General features: G+C 70.2%; 18 protein-coding genes and 5 pseudogenes. 13 read left to right on the top strand and 10 right to left on the bottom strand.

Annotation, left to right across the window (positions count from 1 at the left end):
• Nucleotides 1-374: 374 nt before the first annotated feature.
• Nucleotides 375-1,463, top strand: coding sequence for a CSLREA domain-containing protein (locus tag ACIBBH_RS03800; RefSeq protein ID WP_399401599.1), 1,089 nt, complete (start codon nucleotides 375-377; stop codon nucleotides 1,461-1,463).
• A gap of 120 nt (nucleotides 1,464-1,583) precedes the next feature.
• On the opposite strand, the gene ACIBBH_RS03795 is transcribed toward ACIBBH_RS03800, so the two are convergent.
• Together ACIBBH_RS03795 and ACIBBH_RS03790 are read right to left on the bottom strand one after the other, a co-directional pair.
• Entirely contained in the window at nucleotides 1,584-3,140 is a 1,557-nt protein-coding gene (locus ACIBBH_RS03795; RefSeq protein WP_399401597.1) for a GMC family oxidoreductase, read from the bottom strand.
• A 97-nt stretch (nucleotides 3,141-3,237) separates the two neighbouring features.
• Nucleotides 3,238-4,191 (bottom strand): alpha/beta fold hydrolase, encoded by a 954-nt coding sequence (locus ACIBBH_RS03790; protein ID WP_399401595.1) that lies wholly within the window; start codon nucleotides 4,189-4,191, stop codon nucleotides 3,238-3,240.
• Nucleotides 4,192-5,076: 885 nt separating this feature from the next.
• Here ACIBBH_RS03790 and ACIBBH_RS03785 point away from each other — a divergent pair.
• Genes ACIBBH_RS03785 through ACIBBH_RS03760 form a run of 6 tightly spaced genes read left to right on the top strand, consistent with a single transcriptional unit; the run spans nucleotide 5,077 to nucleotide 10,356 of the window.
• Nucleotides 5,077-6,444, top strand: a complete 1,368-nt coding sequence (locus tag ACIBBH_RS03785) for an ATP-binding protein (protein WP_399401593.1) — start codon at nucleotides 5,077-5,079, stop codon at nucleotides 6,442-6,444.
• Nucleotides 6,445-6,446: 2 nt separating this feature from the next.
• Nucleotides 6,447-6,869 (top strand): roadblock/LC7 domain-containing protein, encoded by a 423-nt coding sequence (locus ACIBBH_RS03780; RefSeq protein WP_399401591.1) that lies wholly within the window; start codon nucleotides 6,447-6,449, stop codon nucleotides 6,867-6,869.
• Nucleotides 6,866-7,219, top strand: a complete 354-nt coding sequence (locus ACIBBH_RS03775) for a DUF742 domain-containing protein (RefSeq protein ID WP_399401589.1) — start codon at nucleotides 6,866-6,868, stop codon at nucleotides 7,217-7,219. Before ACIBBH_RS03780 ends, ACIBBH_RS03775 begins: the two co-directional genes overlap by 4 nt.
• Nucleotides 7,197-7,817 (top strand): GTP-binding protein, encoded by a 621-nt coding sequence (locus ACIBBH_RS03770; protein ID WP_399401587.1) that lies wholly within the window; start codon nucleotides 7,197-7,199, stop codon nucleotides 7,815-7,817. Before ACIBBH_RS03775 ends, ACIBBH_RS03770 begins: the two co-directional genes overlap by 23 nt.
• Nucleotides 7,814-9,034 carry a cytochrome P450 gene (locus tag ACIBBH_RS03765; protein ID WP_399401585.1) on the top strand — a complete coding sequence of 407 codons (1,221 nt, stop codon included), beginning with the start codon at nucleotides 7,814-7,816 and terminating at the stop codon, nucleotides 9,032-9,034. Before ACIBBH_RS03770 ends, ACIBBH_RS03765 begins: the two co-directional genes overlap by 4 nt.
• Before the next feature lie 8 nt (nucleotides 9,035-9,042).
• Nucleotides 9,043-10,356 carry a cytochrome P450 gene (locus ACIBBH_RS03760; protein WP_399401583.1) on the top strand — a complete coding sequence of 438 codons (1,314 nt, stop codon included), beginning with the start codon at nucleotides 9,043-9,045 and terminating at the stop codon, nucleotides 10,354-10,356.
• 612 nt (nucleotides 10,357-10,968) lie between these two features.
• Here ACIBBH_RS03760 and ACIBBH_RS03755 read toward each other — a convergent pair.
• From ACIBBH_RS03755 to ACIBBH_RS03745, 3 genes and pseudogenes are all read right to left on the bottom strand, one after another.
• Nucleotides 10,969-11,523 carry a DUF3291 domain-containing protein gene (locus ACIBBH_RS03755; RefSeq protein ID WP_399401581.1) on the bottom strand — a complete coding sequence of 185 codons (555 nt, stop codon included), beginning with the start codon at nucleotides 11,521-11,523 and terminating at the stop codon, nucleotides 10,969-10,971.
• 32 nt (nucleotides 11,524-11,555) lie between these two features.
• Nucleotides 11,556-12,272: a helix-turn-helix transcriptional regulator gene (locus ACIBBH_RS03750; RefSeq protein ID WP_399401579.1), complete on the bottom strand. Its 717-nt coding sequence runs from the start codon at nucleotides 12,270-12,272 to the stop codon at nucleotides 11,556-11,558.
• A 1,156-nt stretch (nucleotides 12,273-13,428) separates the two neighbouring features.
• Nucleotides 13,429-14,012, bottom strand: a pseudogene (locus ACIBBH_RS03745) (IS5 family transposase); the annotation flags it as partial.
• A 1-nt stretch (nucleotide 14,013) separates the two neighbouring features.
• Between ACIBBH_RS03745 and ACIBBH_RS03740 the strand changes: the two are divergent.
• Nucleotides 14,014-14,443 (top strand): annotated as a pseudogene (locus ACIBBH_RS03740) (IS5 family transposase); the annotation flags it as partial.
• A gap of 15 nt (nucleotides 14,444-14,458) precedes the next feature.
• On the opposite strand, the gene ACIBBH_RS03735 reads toward ACIBBH_RS03740, so the two are convergent.
• A complete protein-coding gene (locus tag ACIBBH_RS03735) occupies nucleotides 14,459-14,893 on the bottom strand; it encodes a DUF6069 family protein (RefSeq protein WP_399401577.1) in 435 nt (144 codons plus the stop codon).
• A complete protein-coding gene (locus tag ACIBBH_RS03730; RefSeq protein WP_399402681.1) occupies nucleotides 14,890-15,453 on the bottom strand; it encodes a TetR/AcrR family transcriptional regulator in 564 nt (187 codons plus the stop codon). Before ACIBBH_RS03730 ends, ACIBBH_RS03735 begins: the two co-directional genes overlap by 4 nt.
• Before the next feature lie 182 nt (nucleotides 15,454-15,635).
• Between ACIBBH_RS03730 and ACIBBH_RS03725 the strand changes: the two genes are divergently transcribed.
• From ACIBBH_RS03725 to ACIBBH_RS03705, 5 genes and pseudogenes are all read left to right on the top strand, one after another.
• The gene (locus ACIBBH_RS03725; protein ID WP_399401575.1) at nucleotides 15,636-16,487 is read left to right on the top strand and encodes a class I SAM-dependent methyltransferase; all 852 of its coding nucleotides are present in this window, start codon (nucleotides 15,636-15,638) and stop codon (nucleotides 16,485-16,487) included.
• Between the two features lie 158 nt (nucleotides 16,488-16,645).
• Nucleotides 16,646-16,834 carry a hypothetical protein gene (locus tag ACIBBH_RS03720; protein WP_399401574.1) on the top strand — a complete coding sequence of 63 codons (189 nt, stop codon included), beginning with the start codon at nucleotides 16,646-16,648 and terminating at the stop codon, nucleotides 16,832-16,834.
• Between the two features lie 1,210 nt (nucleotides 16,835-18,044).
• Nucleotides 18,045-18,350: pseudogene (locus tag ACIBBH_RS03715) on the top strand (transposase); the annotation flags it as partial.
• A gap of 150 nt (nucleotides 18,351-18,500) precedes the next feature.
• A pseudogene (locus tag ACIBBH_RS03710) lies at nucleotides 18,501-18,626 on the top strand (IS5/IS1182 family transposase); the annotation flags it as partial.
• A 143-nt stretch (nucleotides 18,627-18,769) separates the two neighbouring features.
• On the top strand, nucleotides 18,770-19,201 hold the full coding sequence (locus ACIBBH_RS03705) for a hypothetical protein (RefSeq protein ID WP_399401572.1): 432 nt from the start codon (nucleotides 18,770-18,772) through the stop codon (nucleotides 19,199-19,201).
• A gap of 291 nt (nucleotides 19,202-19,492) precedes the next feature.
• Here the strand turns inward: ACIBBH_RS03705 and ACIBBH_RS03700 are convergent.
• The 3 genes and pseudogenes from ACIBBH_RS03700 to ACIBBH_RS03690 form a co-directional block, all read right to left on the bottom strand.
• A pseudogene (locus ACIBBH_RS03700) lies at nucleotides 19,493-19,615 on the bottom strand (transposase); the annotation flags it as partial.
• Between the two features lie 49 nt (nucleotides 19,616-19,664).
• Nucleotides 19,665-20,975: a transposase gene (locus ACIBBH_RS03695; RefSeq protein ID WP_399401570.1), complete on the bottom strand. Its 1,311-nt coding sequence runs from the start codon at nucleotides 20,973-20,975 to the stop codon at nucleotides 19,665-19,667.
• A gap of 255 nt (nucleotides 20,976-21,230) precedes the next feature.
• Nucleotides 21,231-23,906 (bottom strand): CHAT domain-containing protein, encoded by a 2,676-nt coding sequence (locus ACIBBH_RS03690; protein ID WP_399401568.1) that lies wholly within the window; start codon nucleotides 23,904-23,906, stop codon nucleotides 21,231-21,233.
• Nucleotides 23,907-23,929 lie beyond the last annotated feature (23 nt).

Below are 23,929 nucleotides of genomic sequence, written 5' to 3'. Positions count from 1 at the left end.
CCCGTTCAGGGAGGAGGGTTCTCCGCGCTGCCTTACGGGCTGCCCCTTGGTCCGAGTCCGTCCGGCCACGGTCCGACGTCTTTGCGTGAGTGTGTGGCGCAAGCACGCGGTTTCGGCCGGGCTGTCTCAGACGTGCCGGAGCGCACCGGCGCAGGGGCCGGCGACCCGCCGCCGCTCGGCTGACAGTCCCTCGCCAGGCCGGCCCATGGGTGCACGCGCCTCACCGGAACCAGCGTGTGGGCAGCAGGAATGTGGGAATCCGGATCAGGCCTGCGACCCCTCCCGCAGAGGCGTTTTAGTTGGTATTTGGTCAAATGTCGCTTAGGTGATGTTCGTCCTATCCGGCGGTGAGGGCGATCTCTAGCTTCTGGGGCATGACCAAAGCCACCAAGACAGCAGCGACCGTCGGCCGAGCAGTGGCCGCGGGGGCCACGGCCCTGAGCGTCGTCGCGATGACGCCGGGCCAGGGAGAGGCGCAGGCGGCGACGGCACAGCGCATCGTGGTCGACAGCACGGCCGACGCACCCGACGCGTCCACCCGTGACGGGAAGTGCCTGTCGGACAAGGGAGGATGCACACTTCGCGCGGCAGTCATGGAAGCCAACGCGCACCCTGGTTCGACCATCGTGATCCCCGCCGGCCGCTACAACCTCAGCATCCCGCCCCTGCTCGGCCGGCCCTTCACCGACTACACGCAGGCCGACACGGCACACGGCAACCTGAAGATCTTCGCGGCGACTACCATTACCGGGGCCGGAGCGGACGAGACCGTCATCGACGGCCGCGGTATCGACCGGGTGTTCACCGTCATGCGGCCGGCCACGATCACCGACCTCACCGTCACCCGCGGCCGCTCGGAACCCACGGCCTCCCTCTACAACTACTACGGGGGCGGCGCCGCGCTGAACGCGTCAGACCTGACGATGGAACGGGTGCACCTGTTCAAGAACACGGGGCGGATCGGCGGCGCCGTCCGGAACATTCCGTTCAGTTCCTTCACGCTGCGCGACAGCGTTGTGGATCAGAACGAGGCGGGCGAGGCCGGAGGTATTCGGTTCGACTCTTCCGGGTTGGTCGAACGGTCGACGATCAGCAACAACCGGGTCGTCGACCCCTACGACCCCACACGGCCGGGCGAACTGGCGGGCTACGGTGGGGGAGTAGACGTACGAGGCGTCAGGGACGTCACCCTCGTGGACTCCAAGGTGACCGGCAACTACGCCGAGAAGGGCGGGGGCGGCATCAACATCACCCTCGGCTACACGCCTGCCCCGCCGGTGCGGGTCGGCCCCGGCCTTGTCAGGCTCAAGAACACCACCGTCACGGACAACACCCGCTGGGAAGGTCCGGCCAACTGCCGGGCCGTGCTTGCCAGGTTCATCGATCTGGGTGGGAACGCGGACTCGGACGGCAGCTGCGCGCTGAACCTCCGTAACCGGGCCTCCGATCCGGATCACGGGTGAGTTGATCGGGTCCGCTTCCGCGCGGGCGAAACGCCGTGCGACGTCCTGGTTCAGGGCGTCGCACGGCGGTCGTTCTCCGGCTCGCTGCCTTCGGCCACGGGTCCGCCTGTGACGTCGCCGTCACGCCGGTGCCGGGAGACCGCGGATCATGTCTGCGGCTTTTTCCGCGATCATGATCGTGGGGGCGTTGGTGTTGCCCCGCACCACGGTGGGCATCACCGAGGCGTCCACCACCCGCAGCCCGTTCACTCCGTGCACACTGAGCCGGGAATCCACCACGGGGCCCATGGAGCAGGTGCCCACCGGGTGGTACAGGGTCTGCAATTCGCGCTGGGCGAAGCCGAGCAGGCCGGCGTCGTCCGTGGAGCGCGGTACGCGGAAGTCGGCACGGCGCTGCTTGGCCAGGGCGGGCTGGTCGGCGATGTCGAGCAGCATCCGCAGTGCCCGGACCATCGTGGCGCGATCCTCTTCGGTGGTCAGGTAGTTGTGCAGAATGTGCGGCTTGGCGCTGGGGAGCGCCGAGCGCAGGGAGACCTTGCCCCGGCTCGTTGGGGTGATCAGGGCCGCACCGAACATGAAGCCGTGGTCGGTCACGGGGCTGATGCCCTCCTCATGGAACATGACCGGCGCGGCGTGCACCTGGATGTCGGGGGCGTCCAGTTCCTCACGGGTGCGGTGAAACCCGCCGGCCTCGCCGATGTTCGAGGTGAGGGGACCGCGGCCCTCGGTCTCCAACAGGCGGAAGTTGTCCGGCGATACCGCGGTGAACAGCGACTCGGTGTCGGTGAGCCAGCACAGGCCGACATGCGGGTGGTCCTGCAGGTTCTCGCCGACGGGGAGGTCGACGCGGGGCGTGATGCCGTGGGCCGCCAGCTCGGCGGCCGGGCCGATGCCCGAGAGCATGAGCAGCTGCGGCGAGTTGTACGCACCGGCCGACAGCACGACCTCCCGTTCGGCGCGCAGGCACAGCAGTTCGCCGTCCCGGTCCACCTCGACGCCGGTCGCACGGTCGCCGTCGAGCAGCACGCGGGTGCACTGGGCGTCGGTCAGCACCTCGAGGTTCGGCCTGGACAAGGCCGGCCGCAGATACGCGTCGGCCGTGCTGCACCGCAGACCGTCGCGCTGAGTGAGGTGGTAAAAGCCGACGCCGTCCTGTTCCGGGCCGTTGAAATCGCTGGTGAAAGGGTGGCCGGCTTCCTGCGCTGCCGCCACATAGGCGGCCATCAGCGGATGTCGGGAGCGTCCTTCGCTGACCGTGAGCGGCCCGCCGGTGGCGTGCCAGGGGGATGCGTCGCCTGTGAAGTCCTCGGAGCGGAGGAAGTACGGCAGGACGTCCTGCCAGCTCCATCCGTCGGCGCCGCCGGCCGCCCAGGCGTCGTAGTCGCGGCGATTGCCGCGCATGTAGATCATCGCGTTCATCGAGGAGCACCCGCCGAGCATCCGGCCGCGGGGCAGATAGCGACGGCGGCCGTCCAGTCCCGGTTCACACGCGCTGAGGTAACTCCAGTCGTACTTCGTCTGGAAGAGCTTGCTGAACGCCGCCGGAACGTGGATTTCCGTGGCGTCGTCGACAGGGCCTGCCTCGATGAGCAGCACGCGCGTGCTCTCGTCCTCGGTGAGCCGGCCGGCCAGCACACAGCCGGCCGATCCGGCGCCCACGATGATGTAGTCGTACACCTGTCTCCCCTCGACCGAGCCGGTTCCTCGATCCCTTCAGCCAAGCGGCAACGGCGGGGGAAACACACCGTGCTATCGGCCATTGTCGGTGTGGGAGTCAGCCGCCGCGACCGGCCTCGTGCAGGGAGACGACGGCCTCCACCAGGGCGTGCGGGTTCTCCCAGTTGAGCATGTGTCCGGCGTCCGGCACGGTGACCAGGCGGGCACCCGGTATCCCCGCGGTGAGGCGCCGGGCGTGGCTCGGCGGCGTACTGCGGTCGGCGGAGCCGACCATGACGACGGTGGGAACCGTGATCTCGGCCAGACGCGGATAGCGGTCCTCGCGTGCGAAGGCCCGGACGATCGGCACGAGGGAGGAATGGTCCTGGCGGAGGAATACGTCGAGGAAGACATCGATCATGGCCGGAGAGGGGCGCTTTCCGCACTGGGCGGCTCCGAAGAGGATTCCACCGGTCCTGGTGCGTGCCAGTTGCTGGAGGAGCCCCGTCTCCAACAGCGGGATCTGCAGCCGGTTGTGCGGCGCTCCGTCGTAGATGCGGCCCGCCCAGGTGGCGAACAGCACCAGACCGCGCAGCCGCCGGGCAGCGCCGGGATGGTCCAGCAGCGTACGCAGGGCGACGAATCCGCCCATGGAGTGCCCGACCAGCACTCCGTCCCATACGTCGAAATGCTCCAGAACTGCCAGGTAGTCCTGCGCCATCGGGCCGGAGCCGATGCCGTCCGAACCGAACGTCGAGTCCCCGTGGCCGCGCTGGTCGAACATGATGACTCGGTGACCGTTCGCCACCAAGGCGGCCTGCACCAGGTTCCACTCCAGGAGCGAGACGCCGTAACCGTGGGCCAGCACCACGGGTGGCCCCTCACCCGACACGATGGCCCGTAACACCGTCCCATCGGGCCGGGACAGGAACACCTCCTCGCCCTCGGGCTCGCGCCGCAGCACCTCGAGGGGCACGGGATCGGGCTGACGTCGTATCCCGGCGGCCACCGCCCGCGCCGTGACAACAGCGGCAGCGGCCCCGGCCGCACCCCAGACCAACCTTGATTTCATCGAAGTCTCCTGAGCCTGCTCGCGAGTTCGGCCTCCAGCTTCTCACCGCGAAGTCGCACACCCGGTCCATCCCGCTTCTCGTTCTCGGCCTCGTCCACTCGCGTCGGCCGTCGAGCCTGCATCCGCGGGATTTCCTGCGGGCCGACTGGGCAAGCCGGCCGTTTGAAAGGATGTGGAGCTCCCGCCTGTCCAGCAGCGATTACCAGGACACGGCACCGAAGGCGAACGCCTTTTCAGCCAAGACAAGTTGGTCGTCAAGTGTGTACCTTTCCTCCCAAACCCCCAGTGCTTCCAATTCGTAGTCACCGCGCTGCCACAACGCGTGAGCAGTAGCGGTATGGTCCCTGCCGAACGCCACCAGCGGTCCCAGGAGTTCCAGGGCAGCCATGGCACGATCCCGTGCTGCCTTGGGCCCGCCCGTCGTCGTCCCCCTGCTCATGCATGCCTTCGTCTGTTATCAGGAGTTTCATGTCGCGCGCCCTCACCGCTGTCCGCATCGATGAGTCCTCGGCCCGTGCGCGCCTGACGGGGGCCCGATCCCGGGCGGTGCTGCGCGAGGGCGTCGAGGGCCGTCGCTGCGTCCCTTCGCCGTGGTCCGGGGGAGGCCCGCTCCCTCTGGCCTGTGGAGGTTGCCGGCCGTGACCGGGCGCGTCGGCGAGGGCGTGTCGGGAGAGGCTGCCCCATGGCAGGGACGTCGGCTCGGCGGCCTCCTCCCCGGGCTGCTTCCGCCGCGCGCGTTCGCTGCCTTCGCCGGCTCCGGTTCGGCCTGTCTCAGCGCCGCCCCCGTCCGGCCGAGCCAGGTCTGCGCTCGGCTCCGGCCTCTCCTGGCCCAGCCCCGGCCCACCCACAATCCCACACATCGACGGCCCCATCCGTGAGGACCTGATGATCGAACTCATACTGACCGCCGCCACGTTGCTGACGTTGGCCGGCGTCGGTTCCGCATGGCACTTCCGGCGCAAACGCGATCAGGCGGAGCGCCAGGCCGAGCTTCTCCGCCGGCATGCCGACCGGCTCACACAGCAACTCCTCTCGGCCGAGCAGTGCGTGGGGCATGTGGCGGCCACCGTGATTCCGGCGGCCGTGAGCGGCGGGCAGGACCGTGGCGGTCGCGGGGGCGAACTCTTCGTACCGCCGCATCTCGACGGCACTCAGCTCGCCGAGCGGCTGCGCGCTCTCCCCGGCGCGGTTGCCTCTGCGGTGGAAGAGGTCCGGGCTCAGGAGCGTACGGCTGCCGCCCAGGCCGCCGAGCAGGTCCGCCAGGACGCCGAGCGGCAGGTCGCGCAGGTGCGGCACGAGTCCGTGGGCGTGGCCCGGGCCGCCGTACGCGGCTTCGCCAACAATGTGGTGGCGCGGGCGGCGAGGCTCGGCCGGACCGTCAGTCAGGGTGTGCGGCGGCATGTCTCGGACGAGGCGTACGCGACGCTGGTGGAGATCGACCACCTCGCGCAGCAGATGCTGCTCACCGCGTCCGGGTATGCCGTACTCGCCGGGGACAAGCTCTCGCGGCGCTGGCCCGCCACCACGCTCACCGACATCGTCCAGGCCGCGATGGGCCGGATCGAGGGATACGAGCGGGTCAAACACCCCGAGATGGGATCCGTCGCGGTCGAGGGCCGCGCGGTGGAGGCGGTCGTGCACGCCCTCGCCGTGCTGCTGGACAACGCGCTGCGCTACTCCCCGCCGTCCGCCAGTGTCCACGTCTCCCTCGAACAGGGCCACCACGCCTGTTTCCTGATCATCGACGACGCCGGACTGCGCATGGACGACGAGCGCCTGCTGTGGGCCAGCGACGTGATGTCCGGCAAGCAGCGCGACGACATCACCCGCATGGGTGCCCACCCCCAGACCGGGCTGCGGGTGGCGTCCGTGCTGGCGGAGGACTACGGCTTCCGCGTCGAGCTGACCGCGCCGAACATCTACCAGGGCACGCGAGCCATGATCGTACTGCCGAAGAACCTGCTCACCACGCCGACGCCGGCCGAGCCCGCCGCCACCACCGCCGTACCGTCGGCCCACGCCGAGGAACCCGGGCTGCCCGCCGCCCCGGCGACCACCACCGCCAGCGGCCTGACCGTGCGCAGGCGCTCCGCGGCTCCCGCGGTATCGCGTCGGACGGCCGAGCCCGCCGCTGCCGAGCCCGGCCGTCCCGCCATCGCGGCGGCCTGGGCCGAGGGGTCCCGCCGCGGCCGGCAGGACGAGCCCTCCCAGACCTCCGCTGGACACGACGCTGCACACGACGAAGGACACTGACCGTGCGAGACACACACTCCAACAGCCTGGGCTGGCTGCTCGACCAGGAACTCGGCACCGTCGAAGGCGTCCGCTACGCCGTACTGATGAGCAGCGACGGGCTGCTGAAGGCCCGGACCGAGACGATCAGCCAGGACGACGGGGAGAAGTTCGCCGCCCTGACGGCGGCGCTGCGCGCCGCGGGCAAGGCGTGGGACGAGTTCACCGGCGGTGAGGGCATGCGCCAGCTGCTGATCGAGTCGGTCGGCTGCATCGGCCTGACGACCACCGCCGCGAAGAACACCATGCTGTCGGTGTGCACCACCGGGCCCGACGCCGACGTGGGGCTGATCTCCCATCACATGGTGCGGCTGGCCACCCGGGTGGGACACGAGATGGCCACCGCCGACCGCCTGCCGGCCGCGGATGGCGGCTCGCCGGCATGACGGGGCCGCGGCGTGACCCCGACATGGTCAGGCCCTACGTCCGCACCGGAGGGCAGGTCCGAGCCCGTGACGATGTGCGCCTGGAGAGCGTGGTCATCGCCGCGACCGGCCCCACGGACACCCTCGGTCCGGACGCCCGCCGGGTGATGCGCCTGTTCGCCGGCGCGGGGGGCGGCCTGGCCGTCGCCGACATCGCCGCCGCGCTGGAGCTGCCGCCCTCGACGGTGCGCATTCTCGTCTCCTCGCTGATGGACTCCGGCCACCTGTCCTGCCCGGTCGCCGCGGCCGGCCACCAGCCCGACTTCGACCTGCTGCAGGAGGTACTCCGTGGACTACGCTCCATGGTCTGACCCGCCCGTCACCTACGTCCCGGCCACGGTGACGCGGTCGGCCAAGGTCGTGGTAGCCGGGGGCTTCGGTGTCGGCAAGACGACACTCATCGGCAGTGTCTCGGAAGTGAAGCCGCTGCGGATGGAGGAACCCATCACGCAGGCCAGCGTCGGGGTGGACGATCTGCGCGGCACTCCGCACAAGACCACGACCACCGTGGCGATGGACTTCGGCCGCATCCACATGGCCGGCGGCAGGATCGCGCTGTATCTGTTCGGGCTGCCGGGGCAGTCCCGTTTCCGGCCCCTGTGGGAGGACCTGGCCGAAGGCGCGCTGGGCTGTCTGGTCCTGGCCGACACCCGCAACCTCGACGCCTCCCATGACGCGCTCGGCCTCCTGGAGAGCGGGGGCGTGCCCTATGCCGTCGCCATCAACGCCTTCCCCGACGCACCGAGTTATCCCGAGACCGAGCTGCGCGAGGCCCTCGCCCTCGACCCCTTCACTCCCCTGACGGTCTGCGACGCCCGCGACCGCACGTCTTCCCTGCATGCCCTGATCACGCTCACCGAGTACCTCTCCGAGCGTCGCTCAGCCGACCACCTGGAGTCCCGCCGATGACGATGCCTTCCGCTGAGCCCACGCCGACGAGCCCACCGGAGCGGATCGCCCTCTACTCCCCGGAGTTCGCCGCCGACCCGCACGCCGTGTACCGGCGCATGCGCCGCACCCACGGCCCGCTCGTCCCCGTGGACCTGGCTCCCGGTGTGCCGGCGACCCTGGTGATCGGCTACTACCAGGCCCGCCGCATCCTCAACGACCCGCTGCACTTCCCCGCCGACCCCCGCGTCTGGGAGAAGCTGATCCCCACGTCCTGCCCGGTCCGGCCGATGATGGAGTGGCGTCCCAACGCGCTGCGTTCCGGCGGCGCCGAGCACGCCCGCTACCGTGCGGCGAACACCACCGCCATCGACGCGGTCGACCAGCACGAGCTGCGGACCCTCGTCGAGAAGGTCGCCTCCAGCGCCATCGGTGACTTCCGCGCGGCGGGTGAGGCCGATCTGCTCAGCCAGTACTCGTTCCCCATCGCCTTCCGCGTCCTGAGCGCGCTGCTGGGCTGCCCGGACGAGATCGGCCGGCGCATCGCCGACGGCATGGCGAAGATCTTCGAGACCACGGACGCCGAACGCGGCAACCAGATCCTCGGGCAGGCCGTACTCGACCTCGTGACCCTGCGCCGGCAGCACCCCGGCGACGACATCACCTCCCGGCTGATCGCCCACCCGGCGCACCTGACCGACGAGGAGATGGGCCACCAGCTCGTCACGCTCTACGGCGCGGGAATCGAGCCGCTGACCAACCTGATCAGCAACACCATCCTGACGATCCTCACCGACGAGGCGTTCTCCGCCGACCTGCACGCCGGGCTGTCCACGGTGCGCGACGCCCTCGACACCGTCCTGTACACCGACCCGCCCATGGCGAACTACTGCATCTCGTATCCGCCGTATCCGATCGACGTGGACGGGGTGCTCCTGCCGGCCGATCAGCCGGTCGTGATCTCCATGGCGGCCGCCAACAACGACCCGGCCCTCACCGAGGGCGTGCCCGAGGGCCGCCTCACGGGCAACCGCGCCCACCTCGCCTGGAGCGCCGGCCCGCACACCTGTCCCGCGCGCTCGCACGCCTACCTCATCGCCGAGACCGCGGTCACCTACCTCCTCGACGCGCTGCCCGAGACGGACCTCGCCCGCCCCGTCACCGAACTCACGTGGCGCCCAGGCCCGTTCCACCGGGCCCTGGAAGCCCTTCCCGTCATCTTTCCCGCCGCCCGCTAAGGAGTCCCATGTCCCAGCAGCCCCCGCTCGTCCTCGACCCCACCGGTGCCGACCACCACGCCGAGCACCGCGCCCTACGGGCCCGCGGCCCGGCCACCCGGGTGGACATACTCGGCGTGGAAGCCTGGTCGGTCACCGACCCCGTTCTGCTCAAACAGCTGCTCACCAGCCCCGACGTCTCCAAGGACGCCCGCGCGCACTGGCCCGCCTTCGAGCAGGCGGTCAGCACCTGGCCGCTCGCCCTGTGGGTCGCGGTGGAGAACATGTTCACCGCGTACGGCCCCAATCACCGCAAGCTGCGCCGGCTGGTGGCACCGGCCTTCAGCTCCCGCCGCATCGCCGCCATGAAGCCGGCCGTCGAGGACATGGTGACGCGGCTCGTGGACCGCCTCGCGTCGCTCCCCGCGCAGGAGCCGGTCGATCTGCGCCAGGAACTCGCCTACCCGCTGCCCATCGGGGTGATCAGCCAACTCATGGGCGTGCCGGAGAGCCAGCGGGACGACTTCCGCGTCGTCGTGGACGGTGTCTTCGACACCACGCTGAGTCCCGCGGAGGCACAGACCAACACCGCCCGTCTGTACGAGCACCTGGACGAGCTCATCGCCGCAAAGCGCAGCACCCCGGGGGACGACATGACGTCCCTGCTGATCGCCGCGCGGGACGACGAGAGCGACGGTGCCCGCCTCACTCCCCCCGAGTTGCGCGACACCCTGCTGCTGATGATCAGCGCCGGCTACGAGACGACCGTCAACGTCATCGACCAGGCCGTGTACACCATGCTGACCCGCCCCGACCAACTGGACCTCGTCCGCAAGGGCACTGTCACCTGGGACGACGTCGTCGAGGAGACGCTGCGCCACGAACCCGCCGTCAAGCACCTGCCGCTTCGGTACGCCGTCACGGACATCCCGCTGCCCGACGGGCAGACCATCGCGCGCGGTGAGGCGATCCTCGCCTCCTACGCCGCTGCCAACCGTCACCCCGACTGGCACAGCGACGCCGACACGTTCGACGCGGCCCGCACGGTCAAGGACCATCTGGCGTTCGGCCACGGAGTCCACTTCTGCCTCGGTGCTCCCCTCGCCCGCCTTGAGGTCGCCCTCGTGCTCGAGAGCCTCTTCGACCGCTTCCCCGACATCCACCTCGCCGAACCGGCCGGCGAACTCCGGCCCGTGGGCTCACTGATCAGCAACGGCCACCAGCGACTCCCGGTCCATCTCCGCGCCCGGGACTGCAAAACGATCGGTGTAACTCCTGATCAAGGATCATGCATCGGTGACCAGCGAGAGCGTGACCGAGACCGAGTCCGTCAAGGCCGCTGAGCCTCAGCCGGCGAAGGGGGTGGCCGACCAGCTCATCGACGAGTGGGTCGGCCGCGCCCAGGCCGAGGGACTGCGGCTGACCGGCGAGGGCGGGCTGCTCCAGCAGCTGACCAAGCGGCTCCCGGAGTCCCCCTCGCAGGCGAGATCACCGCCCGGAACCTACTGGCGGGTTACTTGTTCCCTGGCGTCCCGGCCAGGACTCCGGGGGCCTGGACGTACGACCCGGCCCGGCGGGGTGGGTTCGTCCCGGGCGGCTTCGTGCAGCTCGGCCTCGCGCGCTGCGGCGGCCGCGGTCTCGGCGGCGAGCTCGGCCTGGACGCCGGTCAATGCGTTCCCATTCCGCGAACTCCGCCCGGCCGCGTTCCTGGTCGGAATCGGGAGCGGGCCGCCACCAGAGCGCTTCCGTGATGGCCCGCGAACACGTGTGACTGAGCGCTCCAGTTGGCCCGTCCGGTCAGATGTGTGCTCATTCAGCCTGAACGCTCAAGCCGCAGGACTGGAAGTGCGTTCTCCTGCCTGCGACTGTGGAGATGACGCCGAGCCGGTTGGTCGCGTTGGTCATGACGATCAGGGATACCGGTGTCACCGCTCTCCTGGTCCGAGCGTCCTGCCCTACACCGCCGCCGCGTCCTCGGCGGGCGTCGGCCGAGGGCTCCGGGCGGCCTGTTCAGGCTGCGCTGGCGGCACCGTCTGAACGTGCTGGGCGGCGTCGGCTGCGGTGTAGGAGGAGGCGAAGGTGAACGCGCGCGGGGACGGCCCGTGCGCCCGCAGGTCCGCCAGCCGCTCCAGGGCCTCGCCGACGGTCGGGAGGTGACCGGCGGGGACCCACCAGAGGACCAGGTGCGCCTCGACGTGCCGTTCGAACCATTCGCGGCGCCGCCTCATCACCTCCAGGTGTCCGCTGCGGTAGGTGAAGTCCCACAGGGCCTCCTGGGTCTGCCACACCGTCAGGTTGACGATGACGTCCTCGCCCGCCGGGCGCAGGCCGGTGGCGTCGGCCGCCCCCTCCTCCACGAGCCGCCACACGAAGCCGGGCGCGCTGTCGGCGGCGGCGTTGACCGGGTCGAGCATCTCGACGAACGGCGCCATGCGCGGGTCGTCCAGGGGGTGGCGGAGCGTGGCGACGTTGAGCTGGGCGAGGTGGGCGGCATGGGTGGATGAGGTCATGGCCTCATCCCAGCACGGCCCGCTCTTCTATGTCAATCACGATTGTTTTTAGAACTCTCGACCACCACGCAACACTCCCCTGGCCGGGCGTCCATGCGAGCGCGGACGGAACCGTCCGTGCCGAGCAGCCCCTCCAACAGGGCGAGATTCATGCCGCAGACGAGCGGCGGGAAGCGTTCGGCGACGGCATGGAAAGGGCAGTTGCGCATACGAACGACGCGTGCGGCTACCCCGGTCGCCCCCTCGGCGCCTTGCGCGTCCTGGTCGCCCGCGGCGCTTTCGACGCCTTCCAGGTGCGGTTCGTAGCCGCGGGCGGCCAGCATCTCCATCGCCTCTTCGAGGCCGCCACAGGGTGCCGCCGAACCGCGCAGGGCCTCACCCCGGCGGCGCGCGGCTGCGCAGAGCCCGGCGTCCAGCCCGGCCTGCTCGGCGGCCTCGGCGAGCAGCTCAGCGGCGGTGCGGTAGTCGCGTGCGGGCAGCGACACCGACCGCTCGGCCCGCGCCCGCGTGTACACCTTGGCGGGACGGCCCGCCCCCGGCCCCGAGCGGCCCGTCAGGCGGCGGCTACCGCTCTCCAGCAAGCCGGCCTCGGTCAGCCTGTCCAGATGGTGCGCAGCGAGTGTGCGCGCCACCCCGGCCGCCTCGGCGGCCTCGTTGCGGCCGACCTCACGGCCCTGTGCCGCCACGTACTCATACAGGCGGCGCCGCACCGGATCGTGCAACACCGCGATCGCGTCGATGTCCTCCACCTGGCCATTCTACGAACAACACAGGTTGGAGATAGAAAGGCGGGCCCGCCCCCGGCCGGCCGCCCCGGAGGAAACCCCCAGCTGGCGGCCGCCCTGGACCCGGCGACGGGCCAACTACGGCACTCTGCGTGGCCAAGTGATCCCGTTCAGTGGCCAACCATCGCGCTCAGCCACGATACGGCTGTGACTGAGCGTTGTGGTTGACCAGTTGAGCGTGCGGCTGCGCAGGGTAGCGCGGACCGGGGCTGACCAGCGGATTTCTGGTGATCTTCCTGTCGGTACAGCGGGACTGCGGTGGGCCGGCCTCGTGGAGTCCTCGGACGATGCCACGCGAAGACGGGCCGGTGTGGTCGCACGCCTGCGCCCTCGATGAGCTCTTTCGGCCGGACGTGCCTGAGCGGGCTGTCGAGCGGCTCAGTGACGCCCCGGACTGGCTGCGCACGTGGACCACGGTGTGGAAGACGGGCAAGCCCGAGGTCATCGTGCCCGTCCGCGACCTGGCTGATGCGCCGACGTCGTTGCCGGTTCCGGTTCGGCGGTTTTCATGGAGAGCGGGCCAGAGGCATCGGCCGGGGCTGAGTTCTTGGTCTCGAAGGGCCGGTAGCACGGGTTCGAGAGCCTGGCCGAGCGGCGTCTGCCGCTGGCGCTGGACTTCGCCGGCGGGGTTGGGGAGGTGTTGTCGCAGCCGCTCCGCCTGCGGTTCGCCCGGTTCGACGGCGCGGACGGGGTACATCCCCGACTTCCTCGCGCTGACGCCGGGGGCCGCCTGGCTGCGGGATGTGTGGATGCGCGTGGGCCGGCATCGTCCTCATCGCCCCGGAGGCCGGGCTGCCGCTGCTGCTCATCGAGGCCGACAACTGCACCGAGGAAGCCCCGATCATCGCCGCCATCGACCTCGGACGAACTTCCCCACCCGACGGCGGGGTTCGGCACGCACGAACCGTCCGGCTATTCGCCGCATCAGCTCTGCGAAGTCATCGTCCCAACGGCCCGGGTCTACGCTGTGACCAGCGGCCACCGCCTGATCTTCAGTCTTCACACACCGGTGATCACCGGTGGCCGCAGGGCTGTCTCCATCTGGTGCTGTTAGGCGGTTTCCTTTGGATCATCGTGCGGACCAAAGGAAGATGCCCGCAACATGTAGTCCTGCCAGTTAGATGGTCGCCGTCTTCTCGTAGCGGGTGGCGATGCCGCGCCACTGCTTCAAGCGGTTGATGCACCGCTCGACCGTGTTGCGCTGCTTGTAGGTCTCGCGGCCGAAGGCGGGTGGCCTGCCGCGCCGGCTGCCTCGGCGCAGCCGGTGGCTCCGCTGGTTCGCCGGAACAGGGATCACCGCCCGGATACCGCGCCTGCGCAGGTTCTCGCGGATGGCGCGTGACGAGTACGCCTTGTCGGCCAGGACCACGTCTGGCCTGGTGCGGGGCCGTCCGCGTTGGCGGGGAACGCGCAAGCGGGCCATCACGTGTGTGAAGGCGGGCGCCTCACCGGCCTGTCCGGCGGTGAGAACGAAGACGAGGGGTCGGCAGCGGGCGTCGGCAGCGAGGTGAATCTTCGTGCTCAGCCCGCCGCGGGAACGACCGATGGCGTGATCGCCCGGCTCGTCGGCAAGGCCCCCTTTTTTCTGCGGGCCCCGGTCGCGTGCTGGTGGGCACGCACGATCGTGGAGTCCACCGAGACCGCCCAGTTCAGGTCTCTGTCGGCGTCGGCCTGGGCCATGAGCGCGGTGAAGACGCGCTCCCACGCGGACGGCCGCTGCCGCCCGCTGGCGTTCGTGCTCACGCCTGGGCAGGCCGGTGAGGCACCGGCGTTCACCCAGGTCATGGCCCGGTTGCGGGTGCCCCGGCCGGTCGGCAGGCCCAGAGTCACACCAGATGTGATCCTGGCGGACAAGGCGTATTCGTCCCGGGCTCCGCCGTCATCTGCGGCGGCGGGGGATCCGGGCGGTGATCCCTCAGCCGGCCGACCAGGCCACCAACCGCAAGCGACTTGGCCGGCTCGGCGGCCGCCCGCCAGCCTTTGACCGCGAGGCCCACAAGCGGCGGAACACCGTCGAGCGGTGCATCAACAAGCTCAAGCAGTGGCGCGGCCTGGCCACTCGCTACGACAAGACCGCCACGATCTACCTCGCCGGACTCCACCTCGCCGCCATCTTCGTCTGGTCAGCAAGATGATCCGAAGGAAACGGCCTAGCGGCGTACTTGGTGCTGACGGTCACCCCCTAGCGGCACCGGCTCCCGCCCCGGGGGCCTGCCGCCCAGCCCCGGGATCAGCACCGCCGCCACCGCCAGGTGCATCAGAGCGAGGGAGACCCGGGTGCCGCTGTCCATGCCGTCGCCGATAAGCGGCATGAAGGACACGGCCAGTACGGCGCCGGCCACCGCGGTCCAGATGGCGCGGGCACGCCGTACCCCGAACCGCTCCAGAGCGGCCAGGAGTCCCCAGCCGGAGAGCGACGCGAGCAGTGCGACACCCGCCACGGGCGCGGCGCCGATGTCGAGCGTCTGCTCGCCGTCGGCGATCCGCAGCCGGTGCCTCAGCAGTGGGTCCGCGACCAGCCACACCAGGACGGGGGCCAGGACGGCCAGGGCCGTAACCCTCAGGCGCCTTCTCGGCGCGCTCACTTGGCGCCCCCCGAGAGCGCCCCGTGCAGGAAGACCTCCACCAGTTCCTGCGAGGTCAGGTCGGGCTCGTCCTCCGTACGCGGCTGGGTGAAGAGCAGCCCGATGAAGAGGGCCGCGATCTGCTCCGGCGGCCGGCGCAGGGCGGCCTTATCGGGCTCCAGCAGCTCCGTGAGGGCCGCGCGGATACGGGTCGTCGACTCGTCGCGGCCCGCGCCGCGCACCGTGCCGGGGTGCTTGCCGCCGCCGTGCCCCAGCGAGCCGATGATCGCCCCAAGCCGGTCCATGTGCGCCTGCAGCGCCTCGGCCGCCTCCGCGAGCCGGTCGGGCAGCGGCTGGGATACGTCGATTGCGCCCAGCTCGCGGATCGCGTGCTCAGGGGAGAGCGCCTCGGCAATGCAGGCTTTCAACAGCTCGTCCTTGTCGGCGAAGACGCGGAAGATCGTACCCTCGCCGATGCCCGCGGCGCGGGCGATCTTGGCGGTCGTCACGGCGGAGCCGTACTCGGTGATCAGCGGGATCGCGGTCCGGATGATCATTTCGCGGCGCTGCTCCGGCGACATGCCGGGGGCGCGGCGGCGAGTGGTCTGGTTCTCAGATGCTGTCATGACCACGAGAGTACGGAGTGAGTGCTCACTCCGTCAATGAGTGAGCACTCACTCCGCCTGCCTTCCCTGGACTCGGCTGCTTGCCGATGGCAGCCCACCAAGACCCACAACTACGGCTGGAGTACTAGGCTGACGCGATGACTGATGAGCAGGAGCGGGTGCAGCCGTCGGGAGTGTGGGCCACGGCGGTGGGGGTGGCCAGGGTGCGGGCGCTGGAGACCGAGCGGGAGAACGCGCTGTTCCGCGATCCGCTGGCACAGGCCTTCGCCACCGCCGGCGGCCTGTGGCCCTCCTCGCCGCCGCTGCCCGATGACGAGGCCGCGCAACGCCGCCGGCTGGCCGTGTCGTTCTCCATCGTCATCAGGACGAAGTTCCTCGACGACCTGCTGCAGCAGGCCTCCGCGTCCGGGGTCCGGCAGGTCGTGCTGCTCGGCGCCGGCATGGACAGCCGGGCCTTCCGGATGGACTGGCCCGAGGGCACCCGGCTGTTCGAGGTCGACACCGCTGCACCACTGGACTTCAAGGCTTCGGTGCTGCGCCAGGAGCGGGCCGTCGCACGCTGCGAGCGGATCACCGTCGCGGTGGATCTGCGTGAGGACTGGCCAGGCGCGCTGGCCGCCGCAGGGCACGACCCGGCGGTGCCGACCGCGTGGATCGCCGAAGGACTGCTGATCTATCTGCCCGAGGACGCGGTGGAGCTACTGCTGGCCCGGATCAGCACGCGGTCGGCGGCAGGCAGTCGGATGGGGCTGACATTGGGCTCGCGCGGCGTGATCGAGCGCTTCGGGGCGGACGCCGCGCCGGGATCGGCGGCGTCCATGTGGGTCTCGGAGATGCCCGACGACCCGGTGGGCTGGCTGGCCGGGCACGGCTGGGAGGCCGACAGCCACACCCTGCGCGAGCGCGCTGCCGCCTACGGCCGCCCGATCAGCACCCCTCCGCAGCGCGAGGAGCGGCCCGGCGGACTGATCTCGGCGGTCCGCCGGTAGAGCGCCTCCCGGTTCCCTGGATGATCGATCCCAAGGGGGCCTGGTGAGTGGAGCCAGGTTGCGGCCAGCCGGTCATGCGTGCACTGACCGCCTACGACCACTAAAGTTCGCCCGAAAATCGCCTGGCTGGACGGTGGTGTGGTCGACAGCCCTTCACCGTGAACGAAGTGCTGCCGCAGTTGAACGAGCTGCTGTTTTCCTCGGTCGAGGGCGTGTTGGCGGAATCGGTCGAGGTGATCGACACGGCGTCCGGGTCGATGCCCGTACGACCGCAGGGCGGGCGGCCTGTCCGGGGTGTGGGTGCTGGTTGGGGCGAATACACGGCTCCTACCTGCGTTTCCTCGTGATCTGCCGACGGCGGGCAAGTTCGTCGTGGCGTCGTTGCGGGTGCGGAGGTTCGTCTGCGACGAGGAATCCTGCGAGCGCATGACCTTCGCCGAGCAAGTACCCGGTCTCACCCGCAGGTTAGGGCGACGGACCGAGCGGCTGCGGTCGACGCTGGTGTCGGTAGGTCTTGCGCTCGCGGGCCGGACCGGCGCCCGGATGACGGACGCCTTCAAGGTTCCGGTCAGCCGGAACACCCTGCTGAGGCTGATCGCCTCGCTTCCGGACCCCGCCACCGCAGAGCCCCGCTTGGTAGACGTGGACGAGTACTCCCAGCGCAATGGCCGTGTCTACGGAACTGTGCTCGTCGGCGTCGAGACACGTCGCCCGGCCGACCTCCTTCCCGATCGGGAGGCGGACACGCTCGCGGCTGGCTCGCCGAGCGGCCCGGCATCGAGATCGTCCGCCGTGACCGGGCGCCCTTCTTCGTCGAAGGTGCCACCCGCGGCGCCCCGCGGGCCCTCCAGGTCGCCGACCGATGGCATCTCTGGCACAACCTGGGCGAAGCCGCCGAGAAACAAGCGGTCCGTCGCTCGGCAGCTCGGGATGACCCTCAACACGATCTTGCGTTTCTCCCGTGCCGCTACTGCGGAGGAGATGTTCACCGGGCAGAGGCAAAGCCGTGCGACCAGGCTCGATGACTACAAGCCCTACCTCGATCAGCGTTGGCAGGAAGGCTGCACCAACGCCTGGAACCTGTGGGAGGAGATCAGGGAACAGGGCTATACCCGCGGCAACGCCAGTGTCCGTGCCTACGCCGGCGGGACGCTTCGCGGCGAACCCCAACCGGTCGGCCCCCGCCCGCCATCAGCCCGGGCCGTTACGCGCTGGATCCTCACCCACCCCGACGCCCTACCCGAAGGCGACCGACTCCGGCTCAAAGCCGTCCTGGCCAATTGCCCCGAGCTGACGGCACTTGCCGAGCACGTGCGCTCCTTCGGGCAGATGGTCGCTCACCTCCAAGGGACCAGTTGCCGACCTGGATCGAAGCGGCTACCTCCACCACCGAACTGCCCAGCCGTCGGAGCTTCGCCCAACACCTCGAACGCGACCTCGACGCCGTCACCGCGGGCTTCACACTGCCCTGCAACTCCGGCGTGGATGGTCATGTCAACGGGATCAAGATGCTCAAGCGCCAGATGTCCGGCCGCGCAGGATTCGAGCTCCTGAACCGACGGCCCCGAACTGCCCGTACGCCGGCTGCTGGCCGAATGGCCCGCCGACCAGACCGAACCGGTACAGTCCTGGCTGTCCAGCCTGCCCGCCGACACGGCGCTGGCCACCTTGGAGCGCACCGCGAAACTGCGCTGGCGTATCGAGCACGACCACCGCGAGATGAAACAGGCCCTGGGCCTGGCCCACTTCGAAGGCCGCACCCGGAGAGGCCGGCACCACCACGTCACCCTCGTCTCCGCCGCCCACGCCTTCTGCACCCTCCAGCGCATCACACGGTCCCCAAAAGAGACGGCGCCGGCCTGAGCCTCTACCAGGTCACCCGCGAACTGCAGTTGCTCCTCGCGGCCTGGACCGGCGCCTGCCCCGTCTGTCAGGAAACCAGGCGTCGCCGACGGAGGCGGTCGCCGAGAGGGCGCACCCGGGCGGCAATCGGGGCGCCCCGTTCGCGATCCTCCGCAGCCGGTGGCGGTCGGCAGAGTCGGCTCTTGCCCGCAGCTCGTCGCTTCCATCCCTGTGCTGACCGGCGGCAACCGCAACGACGTCACCCAACTGCTGCCCCTGCTCGACGCGATCCCGCCGGCGTACTTGACCTTCCGCTGGGTCTCCAACAGGGTTCGGCTGCTTGGACAGGTCCTACGACGTACGGATCACGTCTGATCCGATCCCCAATCCCACCAGACGTGAGACAGTTCAGGCCGGAGACGGCGAGGAGGATGCGAAGGATGTCGACGTGGAACGGATTCGGCACCACGTATCGGGGCTTCAGCTACCCGAATCGTGACGGCAGCCACCACGCCACCCAGTGGGCCGTGCTGCTTTTTCTGCCGGTGATCCCCTTGCGTCGGCATCGCCTGACCGTCGGCGACTCGTCCTACACACAGTACGGGAACGGCAGTACCTCGGTCACCCACTACGCGGTGCACGAGGAGACGCCGCTCGTCGGTGGGGAGATACTGCGCACATATCTGACCTGGTGGGTCATCGGCCCGCTGATCGTTTTCGGGCCCCCCGCACTGGTGCTGTGGCTCGTCGGCGACGGCATCGGATTCATGACCTATTTCCTCCTCCTGGCCAGCTGCGTCGCCTGGTGCATCTGGGTGGGCGCGGCTATGGAGAAGCGCAACCGCAGGGAGCGCGCGCTGCCTCCGGGGTAGCCACTCCCGTCCCCTTTACAACGGCTGACGCAATGAGCTGAGTTGTCGGTGGGTGATGAGGCAGCAGACGTACAAGTCCGGAACAGCACATCCCGGTCCGGCAACGGCTTGCGTCCGGGATGGCGAAAGCGCCGCTCACGCTGTGGCAGCAACGGCTCCGCCTTTGTGTTAGCCGTCGTAAGAAGCCGGAAGTCCGTCGCCACCATCGACATCGCCTCGGGACAGATTGCCGGATCCACCTGCTTCTTGGCCGTGAACCTGCCCTGCACTGGCGTGCCCGCCGCGAGTCATCCGCCCTTCTTCCTGCCGCACTAATCCTCGCAGTAGCCCGTTGGGCTGGGCGAACACACCGCCCTTCTGCCACTTGGCGAAGCAGCCGTAGACGGTTTCCCACGGCGGGAAGTCGTGCGGGAGACGGGGGTGCCGGTAAGAACGCTGTCACCGATCCTGCTGGCTTATTCGGTCACGCGGCGAGGGAGAGGTCGAGGCGGGAAAGGTGGCTGCCGCGGGTGCGGTCGAGCGGGTGGCCGTTCCACCAGGCATCGAGGCGAACGAGGTTGAGCGCAACGGCGGAGAAGACGTGCTCCAGGTCGGTCTTCTGGAGACCGAGGTAGCGGGCACGTCTCATCCCGGTGACCGCGACGGCCTGGTGGATGGTTCCCTCGATGCCCGCGCGGGTTCCGTACTTGGCTCGCCACTGCTCGTCGCCCTGCTGGAGGCGGGCATGGTCGAGGACTTCTTGCAGCTCGCGGGGTTGCAGGGAGAGGGTCCGGCCGCCGGTCTTGGAGCGGATGCACTGGTCGCGCACCAGGCAGGGGCGACATGTCTCCTTGTCGAGCTTGATGACGATGCCTGCGTGCCGCGCTGGGTGGCGGGCTCCACCAGGTGCTGGTGTCCCCGCGTGGGCAGGTGGCCTGCCGCTTGTCCCAGTCGATGGTGAACGCGGGCGGTCGAACCCGGCGCCGGCACGTGCCTGGGGTGAGCTGTTCATCAGGACCGGGGTGACCAGGGTGAACCCGAAGTTCTTCATCATGCCCACGATCAACTCGGCGGAGGCATAACCGGAATCGACGAAGTGGTCGGCGGGCAGGAGATCGCGGGCGGCGAGCATGTGATGGACCGGTTCGGTCATTTCGGCATCGGTCACTGTGGCGTCGGTGATCGCGATGCTGGTGATCAAGCGCGGCGGCGGTCCGTCGGCTCCAGGGATCAGCGCCTGGCCGCCGGTAGCCGAGTCCCGGTCATCGGTATCGTCACAGGACTCACTGATGTGGATCTTGTAGCCGTTCCACCAGGAGCCCTGTTTGAGGCCGTAGCGCGCGTCAGTGTCGTACGGAGAGGCCAGCCGCAGTCTGCCGGGCGGGAGGTCTTTGCTCTCCCGCCGCCACTCGGGGATCTCATCCCGGCCGCGGGCATGGATACGCAGCCGGTAGTCGCCGGGGCCGTCGAAGGAGAGCACCGGCAACTCCTCGTCCAGGTCATCCATCAGGCCTCGTACCATCAACTCTCCCGACACCGAGTGCAGGGACAGTTCGACGATCTCGTCCCACTCGGCGTTCCCGGGCTGGGGGGCTTCGACGTGGAGGGTGACGGTGACGTCGACGTCCCCGGTGTGGATGCCGGTGTGGATGGTGGCGATACCGTCTTGCACCTCGACCAGCCCGTTGTGCTCGCGAGGCAGGTCGGGGCCGACGGTGCCGTCCTCGTCGCTGATCCGGAACTGGTGGTGCTGCACGGGCACGAGCTCGCGCCCATGCTCGGCCTGGTCGCTCATGGCGTGTTCCCGGATGATCGGAGGCTGTCGTCCTGGCACTGAAATGGCTCCTCCGCCAGGTCCCAGGCCTTGACCGTGCGTTCTTCCGGCAAGCTCGAACGCATGTTTAGCGCGGTAGGCAGTGGACTGCAGCTGCCTGGCGTCTACGACTGGTACTCACCCCAACTCCTGCATCAGCCTTCGAAGTTGCCCCGAGCATGCCCGCCGATCACGGCGTCGCGCCTGGGAACACGAAGATCCCCGACAGAGTCAAGCTCAGGCACAGGCTCTCAGCGGACCGGTGAACAGGGGTTCGGTTCCCGCGCCGATACAGACGAAACCCGCTGCCGCGGCGGCGGTCCTGGCGTCGTCTGGGCTCAGCGCCTGCTGTGCGTCGGCGAGCGCGGCGGCGGGCGAGCGGCCGGCGGCCAGTTGCTCGTGGAACGCTGACATGACCGGAGTAGTCGCCACGTCCGGAATCGGCAGCACGGAGGCGATGAGCTGCGCGGCGCCGCGGGCGAGGAACGCCACTCCGAGTCCCATGAGTTCGTCACCGGTGTGCACCACCGGTCGGCCGCTGTCACAGGCAGCGAGTACCAGCGTGTGCGGTACCTGAGGCAGCCGCTCCACGTCGTAGATCATCAGCGGTCCGTCCGCGAGCGCGATGTCGGAGAAGAGCGGGTTCTCTGCGCTCAGCCGCCCGTGCGCGGCGAAGTGCACCAGCCCGGCCTTCGCGAGTACCTCCCGCACCGCTTCTACCGACGCCGCGCCGCCAAGCAGCGTGGTGCCCCCGTGGATCGCGGCCACCGCTCGCGCCTCCCGGCCCGCGGCCGCCAGCCGGGGACCCTCGATTGCCGTCACGGTGCCGTCCTTCGGCAGCAGAGGGCCACCGGTTGCGGAGAGACGGCTGCGGGCGATGTGCCAAAGCGTCGCGGACGGCGCGAGGGTGAGAGGTCTGCCCCCGCACGAGGGAAGCACGGACCACGGCAGGCTGTGCAGCGCCCCGGTCGGCACCACGACCAGAGGGCGACCGGCCACCTCGGTCAGCGGTCCGAGGAGCAGCATATCGAGCCGCCGAGCAGCTGTACGGAGCAGTTCACCGGCCGCCGCCAGGATCCCGGGTCGCGGTGGCTCGCAGGAGTATCGTCGCAGGGCGAAGCCCAGCCGTTCGGTCAGGTCGGCCGCCTCGGCCGCCGTGCCGAGCCGCCGGGCGCGTATGGAACCGTCCACCACGGTGAGGGCGTGCAGGGCTGCGCCGCACCGCACGTACTCCACCAGCGCCCAGTCGCCGAGGGCGATGCTCAGCTCCCGTGCGGTCACCGGTGCGGGCAGCGCTCCCACGCGTTCTGCACCGAGGTGCCTGCTGCGGTCGCGGATCCTGCGCTCAAGGGATGCCTGCCGGGCCAGCAGTGGCCCAGGGGAGGCAGCCTGATCGGCGAGGTCGCGAGTCACCGAGCGCAGCCGGGCCAGCAGGGTGGTCAGCTCCGGGTCGTCCGGCGGGCGGACCGGTGCGGCCAGCAGTTGGCTGGCCCGCGCCCGTTCCGACCACTCCAGCATGCTCGCCGGGCGTCCGGACTCCAAGGCCACCCCCAGGCCGAGCGCCACCAGATCGGCACGGTTTGCCGCCGCGTGCACTCGCAGATCTGTGGCCCCCATGGCGGCACTGTGCTCGTCCAGGATCCGCAGCCCCCGGCGGGCGGCGACGAGGACTCCGCGGGCGTCGCCGGAGGCGTGGCGCTGCAGGGCCCGTGCGTACCAGCCGCGGGCCCGGACCAGCGCCGGCCCTCGAGTCTGGGTCGCCGAGGCGGCGCTGTTGAGGTAGCCGCTGCTGCGGGCTGCACCGAGTCCGCCGCGCTCGGCGCTCACCTGTGCGGCGACGAGCTCCGCGTCCAACGCGGCCGCTGGCCAGCCCGCCGCGGCCAGGGTCGCCACCATGGCATCGATGGCCGCCGCCGGGACGCGGGGGCGCTCGCCGCCCGCGCGCTGCGCCCGCAGGACGGACAGCCGCGCAAGCTCGGCCCACTCCGGCCTGTCCTGGGCCCGGAAGCGCCGCATCGCCGTGCGGGCCTGGTGCACCGCCGCGGCAGGATTTCCGGCCAGCAGCTCAGCTTGCGCCAGCAGCAGCTGCACCTCGGGCACTTTCAGTGAGCGGTTCTCCCGCCGGTAGGCCTGGATGGCTTGGGTGGCGGCCGCCTCCGCTTCGGCGACCAGGCCTACAGAGAGCAGCAGTTCGGTCCGGTCCTGGTGCAGCGTGCCCAACTGGGCTCCGTGTGCGCCGATGATGCTCTGCGCCCGGTCGAGGTGGCGCAGCGCGGCCGGTACGTCGCCGCGCAACGTCTCCATCATGCCGAGGTTGTTGGCGATCAGGCCGATGGTCAGGGGGCGGCCCAGCCTCCGCGCCAGCGTCTCGGCCTCCAGCAGGTCGCGTTCCGCCGCAGCGAAGGCGTGGCGGTCCGAGTGGACGAGGGCTCTATTGATCAGCATCCGCTGGACGCCGAGCAGGTCCGTGTGCCGGCGCATCACGCGCAGTGCCACGTCGAACTCGGCCAGCGCCTCGTCGAGCCGGCCGATCACATGCAGCACGATGGCCCGCTGCGCGCGGGCGCGGGCCGCCTCGATCCCATGCAGGTCCGGCAGGGCGGCGTCGATCTCGCGCAGCGCGGCCTGCGGTCTGCCGCGCTGCAGGATGGCGAACGCGAGCTTGTGGCGGGCCTGCGCGGTCAGCTCCGGCGAGCCTGCCCGTACGCCCCAGGCCATGGCCCGGTTCAGGTGCCGGGCGGCGTCGTCGAGGTCGCCGACATGCAGCAGCGCATGACCCCAGGCGCGTTCGGCAGTGGAGGCCGCCGTCGGATGGCCCGCCTGGGCGGCGCGGCGCGCGGCCCGCTCGGCCAGCGGCAACCCGGAGCCTGGGTCGCGGTCGACGGCCGCCAGGGCGGCCACAGCCTCGGCCATGCTCACGTCCCCGCCGTCCGGTT

This window comes from Streptomyces sp. NPDC051636, assembly GCF_044453765.1.
Taxonomy (GTDB): Bacteria; Actinomycetota; Actinomycetes; order Streptomycetales; family Streptomycetaceae; genus Streptomyces.
This window is presented reverse-complemented; position numbering and strand designations above follow the sequence as displayed.

Coding starts and splice junctions, on each gene's coding strand:
- ACIBBH_RS03800 (WP_399401599.1), top strand. CDS start 375: ATGACCAAAGCCACCAAGACAGCAGCGACCGTCGGCCGAGCAGTGGCC.
- ACIBBH_RS03790 (WP_399401595.1), bottom strand. CDS start 4,191: ATGAAATCAAGGTTGGTCTGGGGTGCGGCCGGGGCCGCTGCCGCTGTT.
- ACIBBH_RS03785 (WP_399401593.1), top strand. CDS start 5,077: ATGATCGAACTCATACTGACCGCCGCCACGTTGCTGACGTTGGCCGGC.
- ACIBBH_RS03775 (WP_399401589.1), top strand. CDS start 6,866: ATGACGGGGCCGCGGCGTGACCCCGACATGGTCAGGCCCTACGTCCGC.
- ACIBBH_RS03765 (WP_399401585.1), top strand. CDS start 7,814: ATGACGATGCCTTCCGCTGAGCCCACGCCGACGAGCCCACCGGAGCGG.
- ACIBBH_RS03760 (WP_399401583.1), top strand. CDS start 9,043: ATGTCCCAGCAGCCCCCGCTCGTCCTCGACCCCACCGGTGCCGACCAC.
- ACIBBH_RS03755 (WP_399401581.1), bottom strand. CDS start 11,523: ATGACCTCATCCACCCATGCCGCCCACCTCGCCCAGCTCAACGTCGCC.
- ACIBBH_RS03730 (WP_399402681.1), bottom strand. CDS start 15,453: ATGTCGCCGGAGCAGCGCCGCGAAATGATCATCCGGACCGCGATCCCG.
- ACIBBH_RS03725 (WP_399401575.1), top strand. CDS start 15,636: ATGACTGATGAGCAGGAGCGGGTGCAGCCGTCGGGAGTGTGGGCCACG.
- ACIBBH_RS03705 (WP_399401572.1), top strand. CDS start 18,770: ATGTCGACGTGGAACGGATTCGGCACCACGTATCGGGGCTTCAGCTAC.
- ACIBBH_RS03695 (WP_399401570.1), bottom strand. CDS start 20,975: ATGAGCGACCAGGCCGAGCATGGGCGCGAGCTCGTGCCCGTGCAGCAC.
- ACIBBH_RS03690 (WP_399401568.1), bottom strand. CDS start 23,906: ATGGCCGAGGCTGTGGCCGCCCTGGCGGCCGTCGACCGCGACCCAGGC.